The organism is Mycobacterium sp. Dal123C01, assembly GCF_052566995.1.
Genome location: NZ_CP199580.1, coordinates 2,327,277 through 2,347,253 on the forward strand (window position 1 = coordinate 2,327,277; position 19,977 = coordinate 2,347,253).

At 64.9% G+C, this 19,977-nt stretch carries 18 protein-coding genes and 1 pseudogene; 9 read left to right on the top strand and 10 right to left on the bottom strand.

The window, feature by feature from the left end; translation table 11 throughout:
• Positions 1-16: 16 nt before the first annotated feature.
• The 4 genes from ACTXG5_RS11225 to ACTXG5_RS11240 form a co-directional block, all read right to left on the bottom strand.
• The gene (locus ACTXG5_RS11225; RefSeq protein WP_445163722.1) at positions 17-883 is read right to left on the bottom strand and encodes an LLM class flavin-dependent oxidoreductase; all 867 of its coding nucleotides are present in this window, start codon (positions 881-883) and stop codon (positions 17-19) included.
• Between the two features lie 107 nt (positions 884-990).
• Positions 991-1,755: an STAS domain-containing protein gene (locus ACTXG5_RS11230; RefSeq protein ID WP_445163723.1), complete on the bottom strand. Its 765-nt coding sequence runs from the start codon at positions 1,753-1,755 to the stop codon at positions 991-993.
• A gap of 268 nt (positions 1,756-2,023) precedes the next feature.
• The gene (locus ACTXG5_RS11235; RefSeq protein ID WP_445164365.1) at positions 2,024-3,001 is read right to left on the bottom strand and encodes a DUF4873 domain-containing protein; all 978 of its coding nucleotides are present in this window, start codon (positions 2,999-3,001) and stop codon (positions 2,024-2,026) included.
• 230 nt (positions 3,002-3,231) lie between these two features.
• Complete coding sequence (locus ACTXG5_RS11240; RefSeq protein WP_445163724.1) at positions 3,232-4,137, bottom strand: AurF N-oxygenase family protein; 906 nt, start codon at positions 4,135-4,137, stop codon at positions 3,232-3,234.
• Positions 4,138-4,262: 125 nt separating this feature from the next.
• Between ACTXG5_RS11240 and cobF the strand changes: the two genes are divergently transcribed.
• From cobF to ACTXG5_RS11260, 4 genes and pseudogenes are all read left to right on the top strand, one after another.
• Positions 4,263-5,015 carry a precorrin-6A synthase (deacetylating) gene (gene cobF, locus ACTXG5_RS11245; RefSeq protein ID WP_445163725.1) on the top strand — a complete coding sequence of 251 codons (753 nt, stop codon included), beginning with the start codon at positions 4,263-4,265 and terminating at the stop codon, positions 5,013-5,015.
• A gap of 43 nt (positions 5,016-5,058) precedes the next feature.
• Positions 5,059-5,301: pseudogene (locus ACTXG5_RS11250) on the top strand (DNA-formamidopyrimidine glycosylase family protein); the annotation flags it as partial.
• 153 nt (positions 5,302-5,454) lie between these two features.
• Complete coding sequence (locus tag ACTXG5_RS11255) at positions 5,455-5,922, top strand: zinc finger domain-containing protein (RefSeq protein WP_445164366.1); 468 nt, start codon at positions 5,455-5,457, stop codon at positions 5,920-5,922.
• 41 nt (positions 5,923-5,963) lie between these two features.
• Positions 5,964-6,713, top strand: a complete 750-nt coding sequence (locus tag ACTXG5_RS11260; protein ID WP_445163726.1) for an SDR family oxidoreductase — start codon at positions 5,964-5,966, stop codon at positions 6,711-6,713.
• Positions 6,714-6,720: 7 nt separating this feature from the next.
• On the opposite strand, the gene ACTXG5_RS11265 is transcribed toward ACTXG5_RS11260, so the two are convergent.
• A complete protein-coding gene (locus ACTXG5_RS11265; protein ID WP_445163727.1) occupies positions 6,721-8,040 on the bottom strand; it encodes an oxygenase MpaB family protein in 1,320 nt (439 codons plus the stop codon).
• Between the two features lie 92 nt (positions 8,041-8,132).
• Between ACTXG5_RS11265 and ACTXG5_RS11270 the strand changes: the two genes are divergently transcribed.
• A complete protein-coding gene (locus ACTXG5_RS11270) occupies positions 8,133-8,708 on the top strand; it encodes a TetR/AcrR family transcriptional regulator (protein ID WP_445164367.1) in 576 nt (191 codons plus the stop codon).
• Positions 8,709-8,715: 7 nt separating this feature from the next.
• On the opposite strand, the gene pgi is transcribed toward ACTXG5_RS11270, so the two are convergent.
• Together pgi and ACTXG5_RS11280 are read right to left on the bottom strand one after the other, a co-directional pair.
• The gene (gene pgi, locus ACTXG5_RS11275; protein WP_445163728.1) at positions 8,716-10,380 is read right to left on the bottom strand and encodes a glucose-6-phosphate isomerase; all 1,665 of its coding nucleotides are present in this window, start codon (positions 10,378-10,380) and stop codon (positions 8,716-8,718) included.
• 110 nt (positions 10,381-10,490) lie between these two features.
• Positions 10,491-10,814: a chorismate mutase gene (locus ACTXG5_RS11280; RefSeq protein ID WP_445164368.1), complete on the bottom strand. Its 324-nt coding sequence runs from the start codon at positions 10,812-10,814 to the stop codon at positions 10,491-10,493.
• A 296-nt stretch (positions 10,815-11,110) separates the two neighbouring features.
• Between ACTXG5_RS11280 and pcrA the strand changes: the two genes are divergently transcribed.
• A complete protein-coding gene (gene pcrA, locus ACTXG5_RS11285) occupies positions 11,111-13,444 on the top strand; it encodes a DNA helicase PcrA (protein WP_445163729.1) in 2,334 nt (777 codons plus the stop codon).
• 8 nt (positions 13,445-13,452) lie between these two features.
• On the opposite strand, the gene ACTXG5_RS11290 is transcribed toward pcrA, so the two are convergent.
• Positions 13,453-14,016 (bottom strand): hypothetical protein, encoded by a 564-nt coding sequence (locus ACTXG5_RS11290; protein WP_445163730.1) that lies wholly within the window; start codon positions 14,014-14,016, stop codon positions 13,453-13,455.
• A 1-nt stretch (position 14,017) separates the two neighbouring features.
• On the bottom strand, positions 14,018-15,109 hold the full coding sequence (locus ACTXG5_RS11295) for a M23 family metallopeptidase (protein WP_445163731.1): 1,092 nt from the start codon (positions 15,107-15,109) through the stop codon (positions 14,018-14,020).
• 263 nt (positions 15,110-15,372) lie between these two features.
• Between ACTXG5_RS11295 and sucC the strand changes: the two genes are divergently transcribed.
• The 3 genes from sucC to ACTXG5_RS11310 are packed head-to-tail and all read left to right on the top strand — an operon-like array spanning position 15,373 to position 18,990.
• Complete coding sequence (gene sucC, locus ACTXG5_RS11300; protein ID WP_445163732.1) at positions 15,373-16,536, top strand: ADP-forming succinate--CoA ligase subunit beta; 1,164 nt, start codon at positions 15,373-15,375, stop codon at positions 16,534-16,536.
• Positions 16,537-16,548: 12 nt separating this feature from the next.
• Positions 16,549-17,451, top strand: coding sequence for a succinate--CoA ligase subunit alpha (gene sucD / locus ACTXG5_RS11305; RefSeq protein WP_445163733.1), 903 nt, complete (start codon positions 16,549-16,551; stop codon positions 17,449-17,451).
• 12 nt (positions 17,452-17,463) lie between these two features.
• Positions 17,464-18,990: an acetyl-CoA acetyltransferase gene (locus ACTXG5_RS11310; RefSeq protein ID WP_445163734.1), complete on the top strand. Its 1,527-nt coding sequence runs from the start codon at positions 17,464-17,466 to the stop codon at positions 18,988-18,990.
• Positions 18,991-19,097: 107 nt separating this feature from the next.
• Here the strand turns inward: ACTXG5_RS11310 and ACTXG5_RS11315 are convergent, their stop codons facing one another.
• Positions 19,098-19,946: an LLM class F420-dependent oxidoreductase gene (locus ACTXG5_RS11315; RefSeq protein ID WP_445163735.1), complete on the bottom strand. Its 849-nt coding sequence runs from the start codon at positions 19,944-19,946 to the stop codon at positions 19,098-19,100.
• Positions 19,947-19,977: the final 31 nt, after the last annotated feature.

Sequence of the window (19,977 nt, forward strand, 5' to 3'; positions counted from 1 at the left end):
ATGGCGGCGGCCGCCGCTAGACCTTCGCGATCACGTTCTCGGCAAACATCTCGAGGTTGCGGATCTTGCTCTCCAGCGGCTCGGTGTCGGTGCCCGCGATGTAGGGAATGCGGAAGCCGACGATGGCGTCGGTGACGCCCTTGTCCTCGAGTCGTTTGATGCCGTCAACCGTGTAGGCGTCGACCGAGATGACGTGAATCTGGAACGGGCCGGTCTTGCCGGCTTCTTCGCGAAACCGCTTGAGCTTGGCGATAAGCCCGTCGAGTTCTTCCGGGTCACCGCCGCCGTGCATCCAACCGTCCAGCCGGGCCGCACGCCGCAGTGCCACATCGGCATGGCCGCCGATCAGGACCGGGATCGGCTGGGTGGGCGCCGGCGTCATCTTCGTCTTGGGGATGTCGTAGAACTCGCCGTGGAATTCGAAGTAGTCGCCGCTGGTGAGCCCCTGGATGATTTCGATGCATTCGTCCATGCGCTTGCCGCGCCTGGCGAACGGGACGCCCAGCAGCTCATAGTCTTCCGGCCACGGACTGGTGCCGACCCCGAAGCCCACCCGGTTGTTGGTCAACACGGCCAACGAGCCGATTTGCTTGGCCACCAACGCCGGCGGCCGGATCGGCAGCTTGAGGACGAAGAAGTTGAAGTGCAGCTTCGTCGTCACCGCACCCAGCGCAGCGGTCAGCACGAAGGTCTCGATGAACTCCTTGCCGTCCAAAAACTCGCGATTGCCGTCAGGGGTGTACGGGTACTTCGAGTCGGATTCGAAGGGGTAGGCGATGCTGTCGGCGATCGTCATCGCGTGGTACCCAGCCGCCTCGGCCGCTTGGGCCAGCGGGATGTAGTACCGGTGGTCGGTCATCGCCTCTGCGTAGGTGAACCGCACGTGATCCGCCTTCCTTGTGGGGGCCGTCACACGACACTAGAACGTGTTCTAGTTTGGCTTACCGGCGGGTCCCCGCACAGCGAGGCGCAACGGGTGAAGCGGCCCGATTAAAGCTGGTTCTCGGGGCCGATGACGGCCCAGACCGTCTTCCCCGACGACGTCGGCGTGCTGCCCCACGCGCGTGACAATGCGTCGACAATCGCCAACCCGGACACGTCGATGCCCTTGTCCGGCGACGGCAGCCGCACGGCGGGAGATGTGCTCTCGTCGGACACCGCGATGGTCGCCGTGACGCCGTCGGTCTCGATCCGCATCTTCGGGACGCTTCCGGTGTGTTCGAGTACGTTTTCCACGAACACATTGACGACCACGAGCGCCACCGGGATGAGCCCGGGTTGCTTCCATTCGGTTAGCCACTCGCGGACCAGTCGGCGTGATTCGCGCAGGCTGGATAGGTTCGCGGGCAGCTCGGAATCGGCACGCTGGATGGTCTGACGGGTGAGCCGGCCGAGCGCTTTCAGCGCCCCTTTTTCGGTCGAGTACACCGGCATGAAACGGGTGACCTCGCTGCGCGTGATCGCCTCGCGGGTCGTGCGATGCGCGCTGACCAGCACAATCGGAACTTTCGCCTGGGTGCCGAGCTGCAAATGGGCGCTGATGAAAGCCGACCATGCCGACTCCGCGGGCACTTTGAGTTCGCTGATGTTGACGATGACGGCCGTGGGCTTTTGGAGGGTGGCCTTGGAGATGCTCTCGCGCAGCGCCCCGGAGTTGCTGGCATCAAGCACACCGCCGACGGTCAGAACGGCGATCGAGTCATCCGTCCGCGTCGCAACGGCCAGCGAGCTAGGCGACTCAGCTACCGCACTCACGCTAGGCACTCCTTCCGTCTAGGACAGTATCCCTGTTTAACGGGTCCCACGATGCAGCGGTTTGTGGGCGCGTGTCCTAATTGCGGTTAAGGCACACGAATCCTAGCGCGGTCGAAAAGCAATTGGACGTCACGATCCGGCTTTCCATCTTCTGCTCCTCGAATTCCCACTCGGCAAACCAAATGAGGAACCGCCCCCCCGGGCGGCAGAGACTTCTCACGTTAGTTCAGTGGCGTCGATGTCACCACATCAACGGACTCCGAGTCGCTCAGAATTCGGTCATCGCGTAGGGGGGAGCGCCCACGCCGGCGACCGAGTGGGTGCCCCACGGCGTTTGTTCGACGATGCGCGCCGCTGCGCTGTGTTCGCCGACCGTGAGCGTCGCCGTTCGGATCTGCCGGAGCACGTCGTCCGGCAGTGGCTGGGCCGGGGAGCTAAAAAGCGTTCCCTGCCAGTGGTACCGGCCGTCGATCGGGTCGAGGCGGCCAGAGAGTCGCACCCGCACCGGGTGGGACGTACCGGCGATCGTCAGCGTCGCCAGACCGTCGTAGGTCTGATCGTCGCAGCGGGCGCCGGACGACAGGTCGAACGCCGATGCAACCGGGAATGGCTGAGCGGGTCCGAAATGGGCGCGCTCGTTGAACACCTGCTGGCTGCTGCGCAGTACCTCGATGCGGGTGCTGGCGTTACGGTTCATCAGCGCAAGGCATTCGGCGACATAGCGAGTTTGCGCGGCGGCATCGGGCCCCGTGATCAAGAAGTAGTTGGGGAACCCGTGAATCGCGACGCCCAGGAAGGGCTCCATGCCGTCGTGCCAGGCCTGTTCGATGGACACTCCATCGGCGCCGACGAGCTCCGGGGTCTGATCGCGGATCGCGAACCCGGTGCCGTAGATGATCGCGTCGGCTCGGTGGTCGACACCATCGCCGGTGCGGATGCCCGACGGGGTGATGGCGCTGATCGGCGATGCGACGAGCGCGGGCCGAGACTCCTGTCTGCCCAGCGCCGCTCGGCGCCGTAGCCAGCGCTTGGCCCGGGTCCACGGCAACGGCAACTCAGCGACGATCCGGTGCGGCGCGTGCGCGAAAACGGTAACCGAGGCCGCTGCCGCAGTGAGCTGCCCGAGGTAGTGGCCGGCGGTGGAATCGGTGCCGACGACCGCGATGCGCTTGCCGGCCGGATCGAAATCGGGGTCCCACTGGGCCGCATGAAACGACGTTCCGCGAAACTCGTTGCGCCCGGCCAGCTTTGGCGTCCACGCGGCGAGCACCGGCTGTTGTACCGCAATGACCGTCCGACCCTGCAACGTCTCGCCCGCGGCGGTGCGCAACTCCCAGGTATGGGTGTCGTCATCGAAGCGCGAGCTGATCACTTCGCCGCGCGGCTGCACGACGTCGGTGATTCCGGCGGCCCGCAGCCCGGCCAATGTGGTCTGGGTAGCGCTACTCGCGCCGACGACGATGGCCTGCGTCGGGCTCACAGAAACCGAGCGTGCTTCCAGGCGCGACGCGCGATCGGGCCCAGCAGGCCTACCTCGGTCAAAAACGCCGCAAGCGGGGCAAAGCCGGCCGTCTGCGTCTCGTGACGGTACGGGCTGCTGCGCGCAGTCGCCCGCGCCCGTTTCGGATCAATTCCCGTCCGCGCGTAGGGGATCGGATTGCTGAACAGGTAACGGAAGAAATACCCGCCGAGTCCATTGATGTTGGCCATGAACCATTTGTTGAACCGCGGCATCGTCTCGGCTCGCTTGCGGGCGCCGTCGCGCGCGAACTGGATATGGCGAGCCTCTTCGGTGACGTGAATCCGCATGAGCCGCTGAATAATTGGCTGCAATTCCGGATCGTCCATCATCTGCCGTTGCAGCGAATCGAAAATCTCTTCACCGATCAGGGCGGCCATCCACAGCATCGAGCCGCGCTGGAACGCCAGCGGCAGGGTGTTGATGATCATCCGGTGCAGCAGGCGGGGGCGTACCGGCTTGGCGCCGATGCGCTCAATGGCCTTGCCGAACATCACCATGTGCCGGGTTTCATCGCCCAGCTCGGTCAGCTTGTAATGCGTCGCGGAGCTCGTCGGGTCCTCGTGCAGGATCGTGCGCAACAACGATTGATTGAGCATGTTCTCGAACCAGATTCCGGCCGACAACGTGTTGACCAGTTCCTGACGGGACAGCTCGATTTGTTGCTCACGGGTCATCTCGTCCCACATCGGGGTGCCGTACAGGGAGACCAGCCCGGGCGGCAGATAGAACTTGTCCGGGTCCAGCGGGGCATCCCAGTCGATGTCGACGATCGGTTCGTAGGACTTTCTCACCGAGCCCTTGAGCAGGCGCTCCGAGAACTCTTCACGACTCGGCCCACCTGGCTTCACCGCACTCGTCATCGCTGGCGTCCCTTCATTGGGTGCTTCAGCACGGTACCCATGGTACCGGGTACTTGCGGTCCCGACTAGGTGTTCGAGGTCGCGATTCGGCAATGTGACGGGGAACGGACGTCAGGAGGCAGAACGTGAGTCGGCATATTCACGTGATCGGCATCGGCGCCGGGGATCCCGACTACGTGACGATTCAGGCGATCGAGGCGTTCAACGACACCCAGGTGTTCTTCGCGATGGACAAGGGCGAGGCGAAAAGCGACCTGGTGGCGCTGCGCCGGGAGATCTGCACGCGGTTCATCCGTGAGCCGGGTTATCGATTCGTGGAGTTGCCGGATCCGAAGCGGTCGAACCCGGGCGACCAGCAAGGCGATTACCGGGAAGCGGTCTCCGACTGGCACGCCGCGCGGACGCGGATCTGGGCGAAGGCCATCGCCACCGAGCTGGGCCCCGACGGTGTCGGCGCCTTCCTGGCGTGGGGCGACCCGTCGCTGTACGACAGCACGCTGCGGATTCTCGATGCGGTCGCGGCAGAGGTCGACTTCACTTTTGACGTCATCCCGGGAATCACGGCCATCCAGGCGCTGACGGCTCGGCACCGCATCCCGCTCAACGACGTCGGCGAACCCGTACTGATCACCACCGGCAGGCAGCTACGCGCGCACGGGTTGTCCGGCTCGGCGGTGGTCATGCTCGACGCCGACTGCTCATTTGTGGCCTGCCCCGCCGACACCCGGATCTGGTGGGGCGCCTACCTCGGTACCGACGACGAACTACTGGTGGCAGGCGCTGTCGGCGAGGTGGGGGCGCGGATCGTGGCGCTGCGCTCCGAGGCCCGCGCGCGGCACGGCTGGATCATGGATACCTACTTATTGCGGTCGCCGTGAGCTTCGATGGACACTTCATAGCCGCGATCGGCAAACTGAATGGGTGCCCGAACTTCCCGAGATCGAAGCGCTGGTCGACCACCTGCGGCGCCATGCCGTGGGTTCGACCATCGGTCGCGTCGATGTCGGGGCGCTGTCCGTCCTCAAAACTTTCGATCCGCCGATCAGTGCCCTACACGGCCTGACCGTTACCGCAGCCAACCGGTGGGGGAAGTACCTGGGGCTGCAGGCCGGCAATCTGCTGTTGATCGCGCACCTGTCGCGCGCGGGCTGGTTGCGCTGGTCGGACAAGCTGGCCGAGGCGCCGCTGCGACCAGGAAAGGGACCAATCGCGCTGCGCGTCCATCTGGGTGTTCCCGGTAGCGCGCCGGGCTTCGACCTCACCGAGGCCGGCACCCAGAAGCGGCTGGCGGTGTGGTTGGTCGACGATCCGGAGCAGGTGCCGGGGATCGCCACCCTGGGCCCGGACGCGCTGGATCTGAGCGCCGAGGACCTGGCCGGGCTGCTGGCCGGCAACAGCGGTCGGATAAAGACCGTCATCACCGACCAGAAGGTGATCGCCGGTATCGGCAATGCCTACAGCGACGAAATCCTGCACGTCGCCAAGATCTCGCCGTTCGCCACGGCCGGGAAGTTGACGAGCGAACAGCTCGCCACCCTGCACGACGCGATGATTTCGGTGCTGACCGACGCGGTGAACCGCTCCGTCGGCCAAGGCGCCGCGATGCTCAAAGGGGAGAAGCGCTCCGGGCTGCGGGTGCACGCACGTACCGGGCTGCCCTGCCCGGTGTGCGGGGACACCGTCCGGGAAGTGTCGTTCGCGGACAAGTCTTTTCAGTACTGTCCGACGTGCCAAACCGGCGGCAAGGTGCTGGCCGACCGGCGCATGTCACGGCTGCTCAAGTAGCCGATCGGCCGGGACTTGACACCTGTCGATATGCTGCCCGGATGACTCGCCAGAAGATCCTCATCACCGGCGCCAGCTCCGGCCTGGGCGCCGGGATGGCGCGTGCCTTTGCCGCGAAGGGTCGTGACCTGGCGCTGTGCGCCCGTCGAACCGACCTGCTGGATGAGCTGAAAGCGGAACTGTCACAACAGTATCCCGCGATCAAAGTCGCGGTCGCCGCGCTGGACGTCAGGGACCACGAGCAGGTGCCGAAGGTCTTCGCCGAACTCAGCGATGAGCTCGGCGGCATCGACCGCATCATCGTCAACGCCGGCATCGGCCACGGAGCGCGGCTGGGCTCCGGCAAGCTGTGGGCGAACAAGAAGACCATCGAGACCAATCTGGTGGCCGCGCTGGTGCAGATCGAGACGGCCCTGGAGATGTTCACCAAGAGCGGCTCGGGACATCTGGTGCTGATCTCATCGGTGCTGAGCAACACCGGCGTGCCAGGCGTCAAGGCCGCTTACTGCGCAAGCAAAGCGGGGTTGAGGTCGCTGGGCGAGTCGCTGCGCGCCGAGTACGCCAAAGGCCCGATCAAGGTCTCGGTGATCGAGCCGGGCTACATCGAGTCGGAGATGACCGCCAAATCGGCGAACACAATGCTGCTGGTGGACAACGAAACTGGCGTCAAAGCGCTGGTCGGCGCGATCGAACGGGAGCCCGGCCGGGCCGTGGTGCCGCGGTGGCCGTGGGCCCCACTGGTGCAGCTGATGCGGGTGCTACCGCCGACCCTGACCAAGCCGTTCGCCTAGCCGTCGATCAGTGCGGCACGGGTGTGTAATGCGCTGCGTCGCTGGTGAATTCGGGTTTACCGTAAGTCGCTAACCGGAGCTTGAGCAGCCCGACGACGTACACGTCGGTGATGTCCCGAAGCACCGGGATGCGGCTGGCGTGGCTCACGGCAGTGAAACGTCCGATGATGAAGGGCGTGGTCAGGGCGACACGCAGGAGATCGGTCGGTTCGAGTGAGACGCCCATGGCACCCGCGATTTCGCGATCACCACCGCAGAACGTGCGGACGAACGTGAGCTTGCTGAAGCTCTTCTCGACTGCCTCGGCGCAGCGGTCGAACAAGGAGGTGCCGGGGCGCAGATAGGCCTCCATCGTGCCCTGGACGAGGTCGTGGCAGATGCTGTCGAATCCGTGGCGCAGCAGTGCCGAGCGCGCGTGCATGATGTGGACGATGTCGGCGGGTTCCGACGGCAGCAGTTCCTCCGGCAGGCCGAGCAGAAAACAGCGATACCTGGCGAATTCGATGGCGGCGCGTTCTCCGGCGGTGAACTCCGTGCGCCCCTGCCGGCGGACCTTCTGGGCCAGCAGGTATTGGCCGATCATTCCGGCGGGCATCTGGTCGACCTGCGGCACCGGCATGCCGTAGGTCGCGACGTCCCATTTGTCGGATTTCTTCAGGGCGTTGTAGCGAACCATCGAGTGCATCAATCGGACCATGGCGGCGGCCTCGAATCCGGGACCGAAGCGGTCCAGCGCACCGGGCAGAGTGGTGACGGCGAAAAAACTGGCTGTCTCGTTGACCCGCCGCGCGGCACGCTTACCCGACAGTGCACCGGTCAGGGCCATCGGCAGCGCGGCGTAGGTGTTGGTGAAGGTCGCGATAAACGCTCCCCGGGTAATGAAGGGGGCCAGCAGCGCCGCGGGGATGCGCTCTTGCCGGGCGCCTTCGCGTACCAGGTCGAAGTCGATCCACTCCGGGGTGGCCTCCATGGCGGCGATGAACGCGACGAGCTCGGGGGGTGCGGCGGGCACCGCGTCGATTCCCTCTCGGCAGGCCGTCTTGAGCATGTCGATCAACTGCGTGACGCTGTACGTGTTCATCAGCGCCGCATAGGGATCGGCGACGATGTCGCCGAGTAGCGTTGCCGTGCTGATCAATTCGAGGACACGGTCGTCTTCCAGGATCGGTGCGCGGTCGGCAACCCAGGTGGGCAGGGCGGAGTCGACGTCAGGCTCGGTGGCCAGGCGATCCGGCTGCTGGTCGAAGTCGAAGTCCCCGTAGAGGTCGGGCTGTAAATCGCGCTGGCTTCGGACTCGCTGCGCGAGTTCGGGGTAGTACGTGACCATCACAACCTCCGGTTAACTAACACTTCGTGAGTAATACTCACAATCTGTTAGTTATGCTGTCAAGCGTGAAGGCGGACAACCCGAAGCGGCGCATGACCGCCGAGGGGCGGCGCGAGCAGATCCTCGACGTCACGCACACGATCGTTGATGCCGAAGGGTTTCACGCGGCAACGCCGAACCGCATCGCAGCGCAGGCCGGCATCAATCGGTCGTTGATCTATCAGAAGTTCGGCGACCTGGCGGGGCTGTTCGTCGAACTGATCGACCGAGAGACGGCGCGGGCCGGCGCCCAGTTCGCCGAGGCGATCTCCGGGTTGGATGCTGCGGCCGAAGATCAGTCGTTTGTGCTGGCGTTCGACGGTGTCCTGGCGGCCGTCGACGCCCATCCGGCGACGTGGCGGTTGTTCATGTTCCCGCCGCAGGGCGCCCCGCCGGAGTTGTATGCCCGGCTGGCTCAATCCGAAGCCGTCGTGCTCGACTTCTTTGTCCGTGAACTGCTGCGCACCAATCCTGGAGTGCACGACCCCGAATACACCGCCCGGATTCTGCATGCCGCCGGTCGCGAACTGCTGCGGCTACACCTGAGCGACCCGCAGTCCGCGACCGTGGAACGGTTGCGCACCTTTGTGCGGCGACTCGGCTCCGACGTGATGAGCCGAGCCCACTGAGAGCGGGCTAGCTCACCCGCCCGCGTTCGGTCCGATAGCGACGGACCAGGGCATCGGTCGAGCTGTCCGACTGCGGCGTGGGGGAGGTGTCGCTGGTGAGCACCGGAAGCAGCGCCTTGGCCTGGGTCTTGCCCAGCTCCACACCCCACTGATCGAACGAGTCGATTCCCCAGATCACGCCCTCGGTGAAAACCTGATGCTCGTAGAGCGCGATCAACTGCCCGACCACCGAAGGCGTAAGCCGGTCGGCCAGAATCGAAGTGGACGGGCGGTTGCCGGGCATCACCTTGTGCGGCACGACCCCGGCGGGCGTGCCCTCGGCGGCGATTTCCTCCGCGGTCTTGCCGAACGCCAGCACCTGGGTCTGGGCGAAGAAATTGCTCATCAACAAGTCGTGCATGCTGCCGGTGCCGTCGGCGGTGGGCAGATCGTCGGTGGGCTGGCTGAACCCGATGAAATCGGCCGGCACCAGCCGGGTGCCCTGATGAATCAGTTGGTAGAAAGCGTGCTGGCCGTTGGTTCCCGGCTCGCCCCAAAAGATTTCACCGGTCTCGGTGGTGACCGGCGTGCCGTCGGCGCGGGTCGACTTGCCGTTGGATTCCATGGTCAGCTGTTGCAGATAGGCGGCAAAGCGGGCCAAGTCGTTGGAATACGGGAGTACGACCCGGGATTGAGCACCCATGAAGTTGGAGTACCAAAGACCGATCAGGCCCAGCAGCGCCGGTGCGTTGGACTCCAGCGGGGCGGTTTTGAAGTGTTCGTCGACGATGTGGAATCCGGACAGGAAGTCGGCGAACGCCTGCCGGCCGATCACCGCCATCACCGACAGCCCGATCGCCGAATCGACCGAATAGCGTCCACCGACCCAGTCCCAGAACCCGAACATGTTGTCGGTGTTGATGCCGAATTCGTCGACCAGGCGCTTGTTGGTCGAGACCGCCACGAAATGCTTGGACACCGCCGAGTCGCCGAGTGATTCGGTCAGCCAGCGGCGCGCCGCCGTCGCGTTGGTCAGCGTCTCCAATGTGGAGAATGTCTTCGAAGCAACGATGAAAAGCGTTGTGGCCGGCTCTAAATCGGCAAGCGCAGCGACCAGATCGGCGGGATCGACGTTGGAGACGAAGCGTGCCGAGATCCCCGCATCGGCATAGTGGCGCAGGGCTTCGTAGACCATCACCGGGCCCAGGTCTGACCCACCGATGCCGATGTTGACCACAGTCCTGATCCGTTGCCCGGTGGCCCCGGTCCATTCGCCGCTGCGTAATCGATCGGTGAAATCCCCCATCGCATCCAGCACGCTGTGCACGTCCTCGACGACGTTCTGGCCGTCGACGGTCAGCTCGGCATCCCGGGGCAGCCGAAGCGCGGTATGCAGGACCGCCCGATCCTCCGAGGTGTTGATATGCACACCGGAGAACATTTGATCCCGGCGCTTTTCGAGGTTGGCCGCGCGGGCCAGCCCGATCAGCAGCTGCAGTGTCTCGCGAGTGATGCGGTGTTTGCTGTAGTCGATGTACAGGTCGCCGACCGTCACGGTGAGATCGCGGCCACGATCGGGGTCGTCGTCGAAGAACTGGCGGAGGTGAGTTTCGCCGATTTGTTCGTGATTCCTACGCAGGGCGTCCCACGCCGGAGTGGCGGTGATGTCGGGGATGGTGATCACGGAGGTCATGGTTCGACCCTAGTGCTGCTTCACGGGGCGGAGCCACCGCTAGCGGGCAGCGGAATTCGCCGCGACCATACAGAAATTGGTGAAACGCAATCCCCCCGGATTGAGGGTGCTCAGTGGCCGAGCCGGCCCCTGCCCAATCGCAGCAGCAGCATTGCCAGATCCTTACCTTCGGGACCGAGCACGCTGTACCGCTCGATGACCTTCATCTCGCGGCTGTGCACCAGGCGGGTGCCGCCAGATGCCATCCGGGCTCTGCCGATTTCCCGAGAAACTTCGGCGCGTCTCCTGACAGCGTCGAGAATCTCGGCGTCCAGCCGGTCGATCTCGAGGCGCAACTCTTCAATGTTGGCCAACTGTTCAATGTCGATCATCTCGACGCTCATCCCTACACCCCCGTGTTGTTTTTCTGTTCTTCTTTTGGTCTTGTTCGTTATTTGGCTTCGAAACGTTAACCGCCTTGAAAAAGTTCGAGCCCTGAATCCGAAGGCGGACCACAGGGCTCTAGCAATCACAGCTAGACCATGGGGACCGTTGGCCGGTTCCCACAGTAAAATCGGCGTCGCCACTCATGGGTTGAGAGGCGGCGATGTGGCCGTGGATTGTGCATAAGAAGAGTGTGCCACAGCGGGGGACACGCCGGAGCAAAACGACGAGTTCAGCGGCTGCACCCTGCTATGGGGCCATGGCCTGGGCATTTGTCGTCGGCGGGTAGCGGTAAATTTAGCTAGACATGACTCTGCATGCAACCGATGCCAAGCTCGCCGCCGAGGTAGATCAGCTGCTCGACGGACTAAATCCTCAACAACGCCAAGCGGTAGTACACGAGGGTTCGCCACTGCTGATCGTGGCTGGCGCGGGCTCGGGGAAGACCGCGGTGTTGACCCGTCGCGTCGGGTATCTGATCGCCGCACGCGGTGTCGGGGTCGGGCAGATTTTGGCCATCACCTTCACCAATAAGGCCGCCGCTGAGATGCGCGAACGGGTGGTGCGGCTGGTCGGAAACCGCGGTCGCGCGATGTGGGTGTCCACGTTTCACTCGACCTGCGTGCGCATCCTGCGCAACCAGGCCTCCCTGATCAAGGGCCTTAATTCCAACTTCTCGATCTATGACGCCGACGACTCGCGGCGCCTGCTGCAGATGATCGGGCGCGACATGGGCCTGGACATCAAGCGGTACTCGCCGCGACTGTTGTCGGTTGCCATCTCCAACTTGAAGAACGAGCTGATCGACCCGGACCAAGCTGTGTCCAATCTCACGGACGATTCCGATGACTTGGCCCGCACGGTTGCCTCCGTGTACGGCGAATACCAACGACGGCTGCGGGCGGCCAACGCACTGGACTTCGACGACCTGATCGGCGAGACCGTCGCGGTGCTGCAGACCTTCCCGCAGATCGCCGAGTACTACCGGCGCCGGTTCCGGCACGTCTTGGTCGACGAATATCAGGACACCAACCATGCGCAGTACGTGTTGGTGCGGGAATTGGTCGGACGCGCCGACGGGGATTCTCCCGATGACGTGCCGCCGGCGGAGTTGTGCGTAGTCGGCGATGCGGATCAATCGATCTACGCATTCCGTGGCGCCACGATTCGCAATATCGAGGAGTTTGAACGCGACTATCCCGACGCGACCACTATTTTACTTGAGCAGAATTACCGCTCGACGCAGAACATTTTGTCGGCGGCCAATTCGGTGATCGCCCGTAACTCAGGGCGCCGGGAGAAGCGGCTCTGGACGGACGCCGGGGTAGGGGAGTTGATCGTCGGTTATGTCGCCGACAATGAACACGACGAGGCCAGATTTGTGGCCCAAGAAATTGACGCGCTCGCTCAGCGTGGCGACATTACCTATAACGATGTAGCCGTCTTTTATCGCACCAACAACTCATCGCGGTCGTTGGAAGAGGTGTTCATCCGCGCCGGCATTCCGTACAAGGTCGTCGGGGGAGTGCGGTTTTACGAGCGCAAGGAAATCCGCGACATCGTCGCCTACCTGCGCGTGCTGGACAACCCTGGCGACGCGGTGAGCATGCGGCGCATCCTCAACACGCCGCGGCGGGGCATCGGCGATCGTGCCGAGGCGTGTGTGGCGGTCTACGCCGAGAACACCGGCGCCAGCTTCGCTGACGCGCTGGTTGCCGCGGCCGAAGGCAAAGTCCCGATGCTGAATTCCCGTGCGGAGAAGGCGATCACCGGTTTCGTCGAGCTGCTCGACGAGCTGAGGGGCCGCCTCGATGACGACCTCGGCGATCTGGTCGAGTCGGTGCTGGAACGCACCGGATACCGCCGCGAGCTGGAGTCCTCGACCGATCCGCAGGAATTGGCCCGGCTGGACAACCTGAACGAACTCGTCAGCGTCGCACACGAATTCAGCATCGATCGGGCAAACACCGCCGCACTCGACGAGTCCGGGGAGGCCCTCGAAGACGAAGACGTGCCCGACACTGGTGTGCTGGCGGCCTTTCTGGAACGGGTCTCGCTCGTCGCCGACACCGACGAGATTCCCGAGCACGGTGCCGGCGTGGTGACGCTGATGACGTTGCACACCGCGAAGGGTCTGGAGTTCCCGGTGGTCTTCGTCACCGGCTGGGAGGACGGGATGTTCCCGCACATGCGGGCGCTCGACGACCCGGGCGAACTCTCAGAGGAGCGGCGGCTGGCCTACGTGGGCATCACCCGCGCGCGGCAGCGGCTGTATCTGAGCAGGGCCATCGTCCGGTCTTCCTGGGGACAGCCAATGCTCAACCCGGAATCGCGGTTCCTGCAAGAGATCCCGCAGGAACTGATGGAATGGCGGCGCACCGCACCGGCCCCCTCGTACAGCGCGCCGGTGAGCGGCGCCGGGCGGTTCGGGACGCCGCGCGCCGCGCCCACCCGCTCCGGAGCAGGCAAACGTCCGCTACTGGCGTTGCAGGCCGGCGATCGCGTGACTCACGACAAGTACGGGCTGGGCCGGGTCGAGGAAGTCTCGGGCGTCGGCGAATCGGCGATGTCGCTGATCGACTTCGGTAGCGCGGGCAGGGTCAAGCTGATGCATAACCACGCCCCGGTCAGCAAGCTCTGAATTGCGGGTTAGCCCTGCAGCCAGCGTTTGGTCTGCGGGTGCATCGCTAACACCACACTGGCGATTGGGAGCAGCGGAAAGGCGTGCACGATCCAGGCCACGCGTGCGCCCGCGATGAAGACGCCGCCGTAGGTCAGCACCGCGACCACCGCGCCCGTCGTGATCAGGACACGGCCCAGCGCGCGACGCTGCAACAGCATGATGACGCCGGAGACGGTGGCCGTCGCGAAGGCCAGAGCGAGGAACGCGATCGCGATGCAGAACAGGCGGTCGGTCCGCCACCAGCCGGCGATCAAGTCGGTGGCCACCACCGATGTGGCCCACCCACTGACGATGCTGACCGCAGCGGCGGCGACCGCCGTCCGGGAACTCGGTTCATCGACCGAGCGGCCCGGCAGGCCGCTACGCGCGGCCGCGCGAGTGGCGCCCTGATCGGGTACCGACTGCCGCGGCATGTGGGTGGTCGGAGATTCCGGGATCGAGGGTATCGGTCCGGTCGGGGCACGCCGAATGATCCGTGTTCGTGATTCGGGCGGCGTTTCGGGAGGTGGAGGGTCGTTCGGCGCGGTCACCTCAACCAGCGTAATTGCCGACGAAAAGTCCTCGCTTGGCCAGCCACGGCACCGGGTCGATTCGCTCGGAGCCGCCTTGCAGCACCTCGAAGTGCAGATGTGGGCCGGTGGAGTTGCCCCGGTTGCCCATCGTGGCGATCTGGTCGCCGGCCATCACGCGTTCGCCGACACTGACCAGCGCGGTGTTGATGTGGCCATACAGCGTGACCGTGCCATCGGCGTGGCGCAGCTTGACCCACATTCCGTAGCCGGCGGTCGGGCCGGCGTCGACGACGACACCGTCGGACACCGCGACGATCGGCGTTCCGATCGAGTTGGCGAGGTCGATGCCGGCATGCAGCACGCCCCAGCGGTACCCGAAGTTCGACGTGAAGATCCCGTGGGTGGGCATGACGTACAGCGGCTGCTGCAGTCGCGCCTCGCGCTGGGCGCGGTCGTTGGCGAAGGCCTCGCCCTTGGCGAGTTCCTCGTTGTGCACCGCGGCGAGCGCCGTGGGGTGGACCGCGATCACCTGGGCGCCGCGCGTGGTGTTGCCGCTCACCCCGCCGGTCAGCGCCGACGCATTGGCGGTCAGCACCGTCTCGGTCCTGGTGATCTCGGCGTGGGTGGTCGCCGTGTGCGCCGCCGCGGCCGCCGCACCGGCGGCCATCGCCGAGATCAGCATGCGGCCCTTGGCCGCGCTGGTCGGCTCCTTGCGGTGCTGCCCGCCGCTGCGTCCCACACCGATGACGTCGGTGTCCGGGCCGGCCCCATGCGGGTCGACGCCGAGCTTGAGAGTCAGCTGGGCCGGGGCTTCGTTGGCGGTGGCGGGAGCGGGGACCGCCAGCCGCAGGGAGGTCAGATCGTCGATCTCGTCCAGATCGTCGAGCTCGGGCGCGAGCAGCACCTGTGCTTCGTAATCGAACGTGGAGTCATTGCTCAGGTCGAGGTCGTCCAGGTCGCCGGAGTCCACGAAGTCCAGGTCGTCGAGGTCAAAGCCGTCGAGCGGCAGGATTTCGGTGACTTCGTTGCGGTGGGGTTGCGACCACTGGCCGCGGTGATGGCGACCTGCTCCTGACAGCGCAGGAGAGCGGGCAAGACTGTGTTGGGACAAGCTGAAATGTCCTCGTATCGTGACCATACCGTTATCTGGACGTTAGGACGTTATCCGTTTACCGATCCGACTGGCAACCTCGGTGCCAGATTGTGAACTGGATCACGTTTAGCCCTGCACGGCGTGTCGTGAGCTGTGCCACATCGGTGGATGCGGCGGTAGACGCCGTTTGGTGGGTGGATACAGTTCCACCGTGCGAGTTGCCGGATCCGGCACCGCCTACCTGTAGGCCTGTAGTCAAGTCGAGCGAAGACAGTGAGTTCATGGACCTTTTCGAGTATCAAGCGAAAGAACTGTTCGTTAAGCACAACGTACCTACTACGCCCGGTCGTGTAACCGACACCGCCGAGGGCGCGAAGGAAATCGCGACCGAGGTCGGCGCTCCGGTGATGGTGAAGGCGCAGGTGAAGGTCGGCGGTCGCGGCAAGGCCGGTGGCGTCAAGTACGCCGCCACGCCGGAGGACGCCTTTGAGCACGCCAACAACATCCTGGGCCTGGACATCAAGGGCCACGTCGTCAAGAAATTGCTGGTCGCCGAGGCCAGCGACATTGCCCAGGAGTACTACATCTCCTTCCTGCTCGATCGCGCCAACCGGACCTACCTGGCGATGTGCTCGGTCGAGGGCGGCATGGAGATCGAAGAGGTGGCCGCCACCAAGCCCGACCGGCTGGCCAAAGTGCCGGTGGACGCCGTCAAGGGTGTCGACCTGGCGACCGCGCGTTCCATCGCCGAGCAGGGGCACTTGCCGGCCGAGGTGCTCGACGCCGCCGCGGTGACCATCTCCAAGTTGTGGGACGTGTTCGTCGGCGAAGACGCCACCCTGGTCGAGGTCAACCCGTTGGTGCGCACACCTGACGACAAGATTCTTGCGCTGGACGGCAAGGTCACCCTGGACGCCAACGCCGACTTCCGCCAGCCGGGCCACGTGGAGTTCGAGGACCGTGACGCCACCGACCCGCTGGAGCTCAAGGCCAAGGAACACGACCTGAACTACGTCAAGCTCGACGGCCAGGTCGGCATCATCGGAAACGGTGCAGGCCTGGTGATGTCGACGCTCGACGTCGTCGCGTACGCGGGCGAGAAGCACGGTGGAGTCAAGCCGGCCAACTTCCTGGACATCGGCGGTGGCGCGTCGGCCGAGGTGATGGCTGCGGGCCTGGATGTGATCCTGAACGACAAGCAGGTCAAGAGCGTGTTCGTCAACGTGTTCGGTGGCATCACCTCGTGCGACGCCGTCGCCAACGGAATCGTGACCGCGCTCAACATGCTCGGGGCTGAGGCCAACAAGCCGCTCGTGGTCCGGCTCGACGGCAACAACGTCGACGAGGGTCGCCGCATCCTGGCCCAAGCCAACCACCCGCTGGTGATCCAGGCCGAGACCATGGACGCCGGGGCCGACAAAGCCGCCGAGCTGGCGAACAAGTAAGGGAGCCAACAAATGTCGATCTTCCTGAATAAGGACTCCAAGGTCATCGTCCAGGGCATCACCGGTGGCGAAGGCACTAAGCACACCGCGCTCATGCTCAAGGCGGGAACGAACGTGGTGGGCGGGGTGAATGCCCGCAAGGCGGGTACCACCGTGTCGCACGTGGACCCTGTCGGCAAGGACGTCGAACTTCCGGTCTTTGGCACCGTTGCGGAGGCGATGAAAGAGACCGGCGCCGACGTGTCGGTCGTCTTCGTGCCGCCGAAGTTCGCCAAGGACGCGATCATCGAGGCCATCGACGCCGAGATCCCGCTGCTGGTGGTCATCACCGAGGGAATTCCGGTGCAGGACAGCGCATATGCGTGGGCCTACAACGTGGACAAGGGCAAGAAGACGCGCATGATCGGCCCGAACTGTCCCGGCATCATCACGCCGGGTGAGGCGCTGGCCGGCATCACTCCCTCGAACATCAGTGGACCCGGCCCCGTCGGGTTGGTGTCCAAGTCGGGCACCCTGACCTACCAAATGATGTACGAGCTGCGCGATTTCGGCTTCTCGACGTCGATCGGCATCGGCGGTGACCCGGTGATCGGCACCACCCACATCGACGCCATCGAAGCTTTCGAGAAGGACCCCGACACCAAGGTCATCGTGATGATCGGTGAGATCGGCGGTGACGCCGAGGAGCGCGCGGCCGACTACATCAAGGCGAACGTGTCCAAGCCGGTCGTCGGTTACGTCGCGGGATTCACAGCGCCGGAAGGCAAGACGATGGGCCACGCCGGCGCAATCGTGTCCGGCTCGTCGGGCACCGCGGCCGCGAAGAAAGAGGCCTTGGAAGCTGCCGGGGTCAAGGTGGGCAAGACGCCGTCGGAGACCGCGGAGCTCGCCCGGGAGATCCTGAAGAGCCTGTAGGGGTTTGAGCACGTGACTCTTGACCCACGCACCCCCGTCATCGTCGGGGTTGGGCAGGCAGCCGAACGCATCGACGACGCCTACTACCGCGCGATGTCAAGCGTCGAACTGGCCGCGGCCGCTGCCCGCGCCGCACTCGACGACTGCGGCGCCGACATGGCCAAGGTCGCGGCAATGATCGACACCGTCGCCGGCGTAAGGCAATTCGAGATCTCCGGCGTGATCAACGCCCCGCTCGGAAGGTCGGACAACTACCCACGGTCGGTGGCCAACCGGGTCGGCGCGGACCCCGCCCGCGCCATCTTGGAGGTCGTCGGCGGTCAGGGCCCGCAACACCTGATCACCGAGTTGGCGGGCCAGATCGCGGCGGGCCGGTCCGAAGTCGCGTTGATCTTCGGCTCCGACGCCACGTCGACCCTGCGCTACTTCGCCGAGACGGAGAACCGGCCGGATTTCTCCGAAACCGTTGACGGCCCACTCGAAGACCGTGGACAGGGGCTGGAGAGACTGGTCTCGGACTACACCGTCAGCCACGGCCTGACCAGTGCGCCGATCCAGTACGCGCTGCTGGAAAACGCCCGCAGAGCCGGAACCGGTTTGGGCCCAACGGAATACCTGCGGCGAATGGCCGAGCTGTTCGCACCGTTCAGCAAAGTGGCTGTCGACAACCCGTTCGCGGCCGCCCCGGTGGAACGCGACGTCGACGAGCTGATCACCGTGACCGAGAGCAACCGGATGATCGCGGAGCCCTATCCGCGATTGCTGGTCGCCCGCGACCAGGTGAACCAGGGCGCCGCTGCGCTGGTGATGTCGGTGGAGGCGGCGCGGCGTCTGGGGGTGCCCGAGGAGAATTGGGTGTACCTGCACGGCCACGCCGACATGGAGGAACAGCAGCTGCTGGTGCGCCCGGACCTGGGACACTCGCCGGCGGCCGTCGTCGCGGTGTGCGAGGCGCTCGCCGTGGCCGGCATCGGAATCGACGACGTCGCCACCTTCGACTTGTACAGCTGCTTTCCGGTGCCCGTATTCAACATTTGCGACGGCATGGGCATCGCTCCCGACGATCCGCGCGGCCTGACCATGACCGGCGGGCTGCCCTTCTTCGGTGGCGCCGGCAACAACTACTCGATGCACGCGGTCGCGGAGACGGTGGCCCGAATGCGAAGCACACCAGGTCAATTCGGCTTAGTCGGCGCCAACGGCGGCATCCTGAGCAAGTATTCGGTCGGGGTGTACTCCACCACCCCGACGCCGTGGAAGCCGGATTCCAGCGCGCAGCTGCAGGCGCAGGTCGCCGATTGGCCCACCCAGTCGGTCACCGAGAACGCCGACGGCCCCGGGACGGTCGAGACTTACACCGTTCGCCGTGACTCCGGACGGCTCACCGGGATCATCATCGGCCGGCTGGCCGACAACAGCCGATTCCTGTCGACCACCGAAGACGAGGAATTGATCGCGCTGCTGACCGACGGTGATCCCATCGGGCGCACGGTGGCAGTGCGCTCCTTCGACTACGGCAACCGCTGCTTTCCCGGCTGACAGGCCGGGATTTGCGCGACACTTAAACCACGCACACGACACGCCGCAAACTGTCGCAATGGATTAAGTTTCGGGATGCCTCGGGATGCCTCGGGATGCAAGGGGTCTCAGACCATCGACGAGAGCTTGCCGGCCAGCCGCTCCACGTAGGCGGCGATTTCCTCTTCGGGACGGTCCGGCAGGCCGAACAGCACCTCGGTCACCCCGAGTTCGGACCAGTGCGCCAGCTTCTCGGGCACCGGCTTGAAGTCCAGGGCCACGATTTGCGGGGCGCCGTCGCGGCCGGCGGCCGCCCAGGTGTCCTGCAACAACTTCACCGGTTCGTCGATGTCGAAGTCGCGCGGAGTGGTGATCCAACCGTCGGCGCTGCGGGCGATCCATTTGAAGTTCTTCTCGTTGCCGGCGGCGCCCACCAGCACCGGAATATGAGACTGCACCGGCTTGGGCCACGCCCAGCTGGGGCCGAATTTGACGAACTCGCCGTCGTAGGCGGCTTCTTCTTCGGTCCACAACGCGCGCATCGCTTCGATGTATTCGCGCAGCATGGTGCGGCGGCGCCCCGGCGGCACATGGTGGTCGGCGAGTTCGTCGGTGTTCCAACCGAACCCGACGCCCAGGCTGACCCGGCCACCGGACAGGTGGTCCAGGGTCGCGATGCTTTTCGCCAGCGTGATCGGGTCATGTTCGACGGGCAGCGCCACCGCGGTGGACAGCCGCACCCGCGACGTGACCGCGCACGCCGCGCCCAGACTTACCCATGGGTCTAGCGTGCGCATATAGCGGTCGTCCGGCAGTGATTCGTCACCTGTGGTCGGATGCGCCGCCTCCCGCTTGATCGGGATATGGGTGTGTTCTGGCACGTAGAACGTCTGAAAGCCGTGGTCGTCGGCAAGTTTGGCGGCGGCGGCCGGAGAGATGCCACGGTCACTGGTGAAAAGCACTAGCCCGTAATCCATGGACAGAATTAGAACGTGTTCTACCTGTGCT

What these genes read in the sequence shown, in the direction of transcription:
- ACTXG5_RS11240 (WP_445163724.1), bottom strand. Translation starts at nt 4,137, where the DNA reads ATGACGAGTGCGGTGAAGCCAGGTGGGCCGAGTCGTGAAGAGTTCTCG.
- ACTXG5_RS11260 (WP_445163726.1), top strand. Translation starts at nt 5,964, where the DNA reads ATGACTCGCCAGAAGATCCTCATCACCGGCGCCAGCTCCGGCCTGGGC.
- ACTXG5_RS11265 (WP_445163727.1), bottom strand. Translation starts at nt 8,040, where the DNA reads ATGGTCACGTACTACCCCGAACTCGCGCAGCGAGTCCGAAGCCAGCGC.
- ACTXG5_RS11270 (WP_445164367.1), top strand. Translation starts at nt 8,133, where the DNA reads ATGACCGCCGAGGGGCGGCGCGAGCAGATCCTCGACGTCACGCACACG.
- pgi (WP_445163728.1), bottom strand. Translation starts at nt 10,380, where the DNA reads ATGACCTCCGTGATCACCATCCCCGACATCACCGCCACTCCGGCGTGG.
- pcrA (WP_445163729.1), top strand. Translation starts at nt 11,111, where the DNA reads ATGACTCTGCATGCAACCGATGCCAAGCTCGCCGCCGAGGTAGATCAG.
- sucC (WP_445163732.1), top strand. Translation starts at nt 15,373, where the DNA reads ATGGACCTTTTCGAGTATCAAGCGAAAGAACTGTTCGTTAAGCACAAC.
- sucD (WP_445163733.1), top strand. Translation starts at nt 16,549, where the DNA reads ATGTCGATCTTCCTGAATAAGGACTCCAAGGTCATCGTCCAGGGCATC.
- ACTXG5_RS11315 (WP_445163735.1), bottom strand. Translation starts at nt 19,946, where the DNA reads ATGGATTACGGGCTAGTGCTTTTCACCAGTGACCGTGGCATCTCTCCG.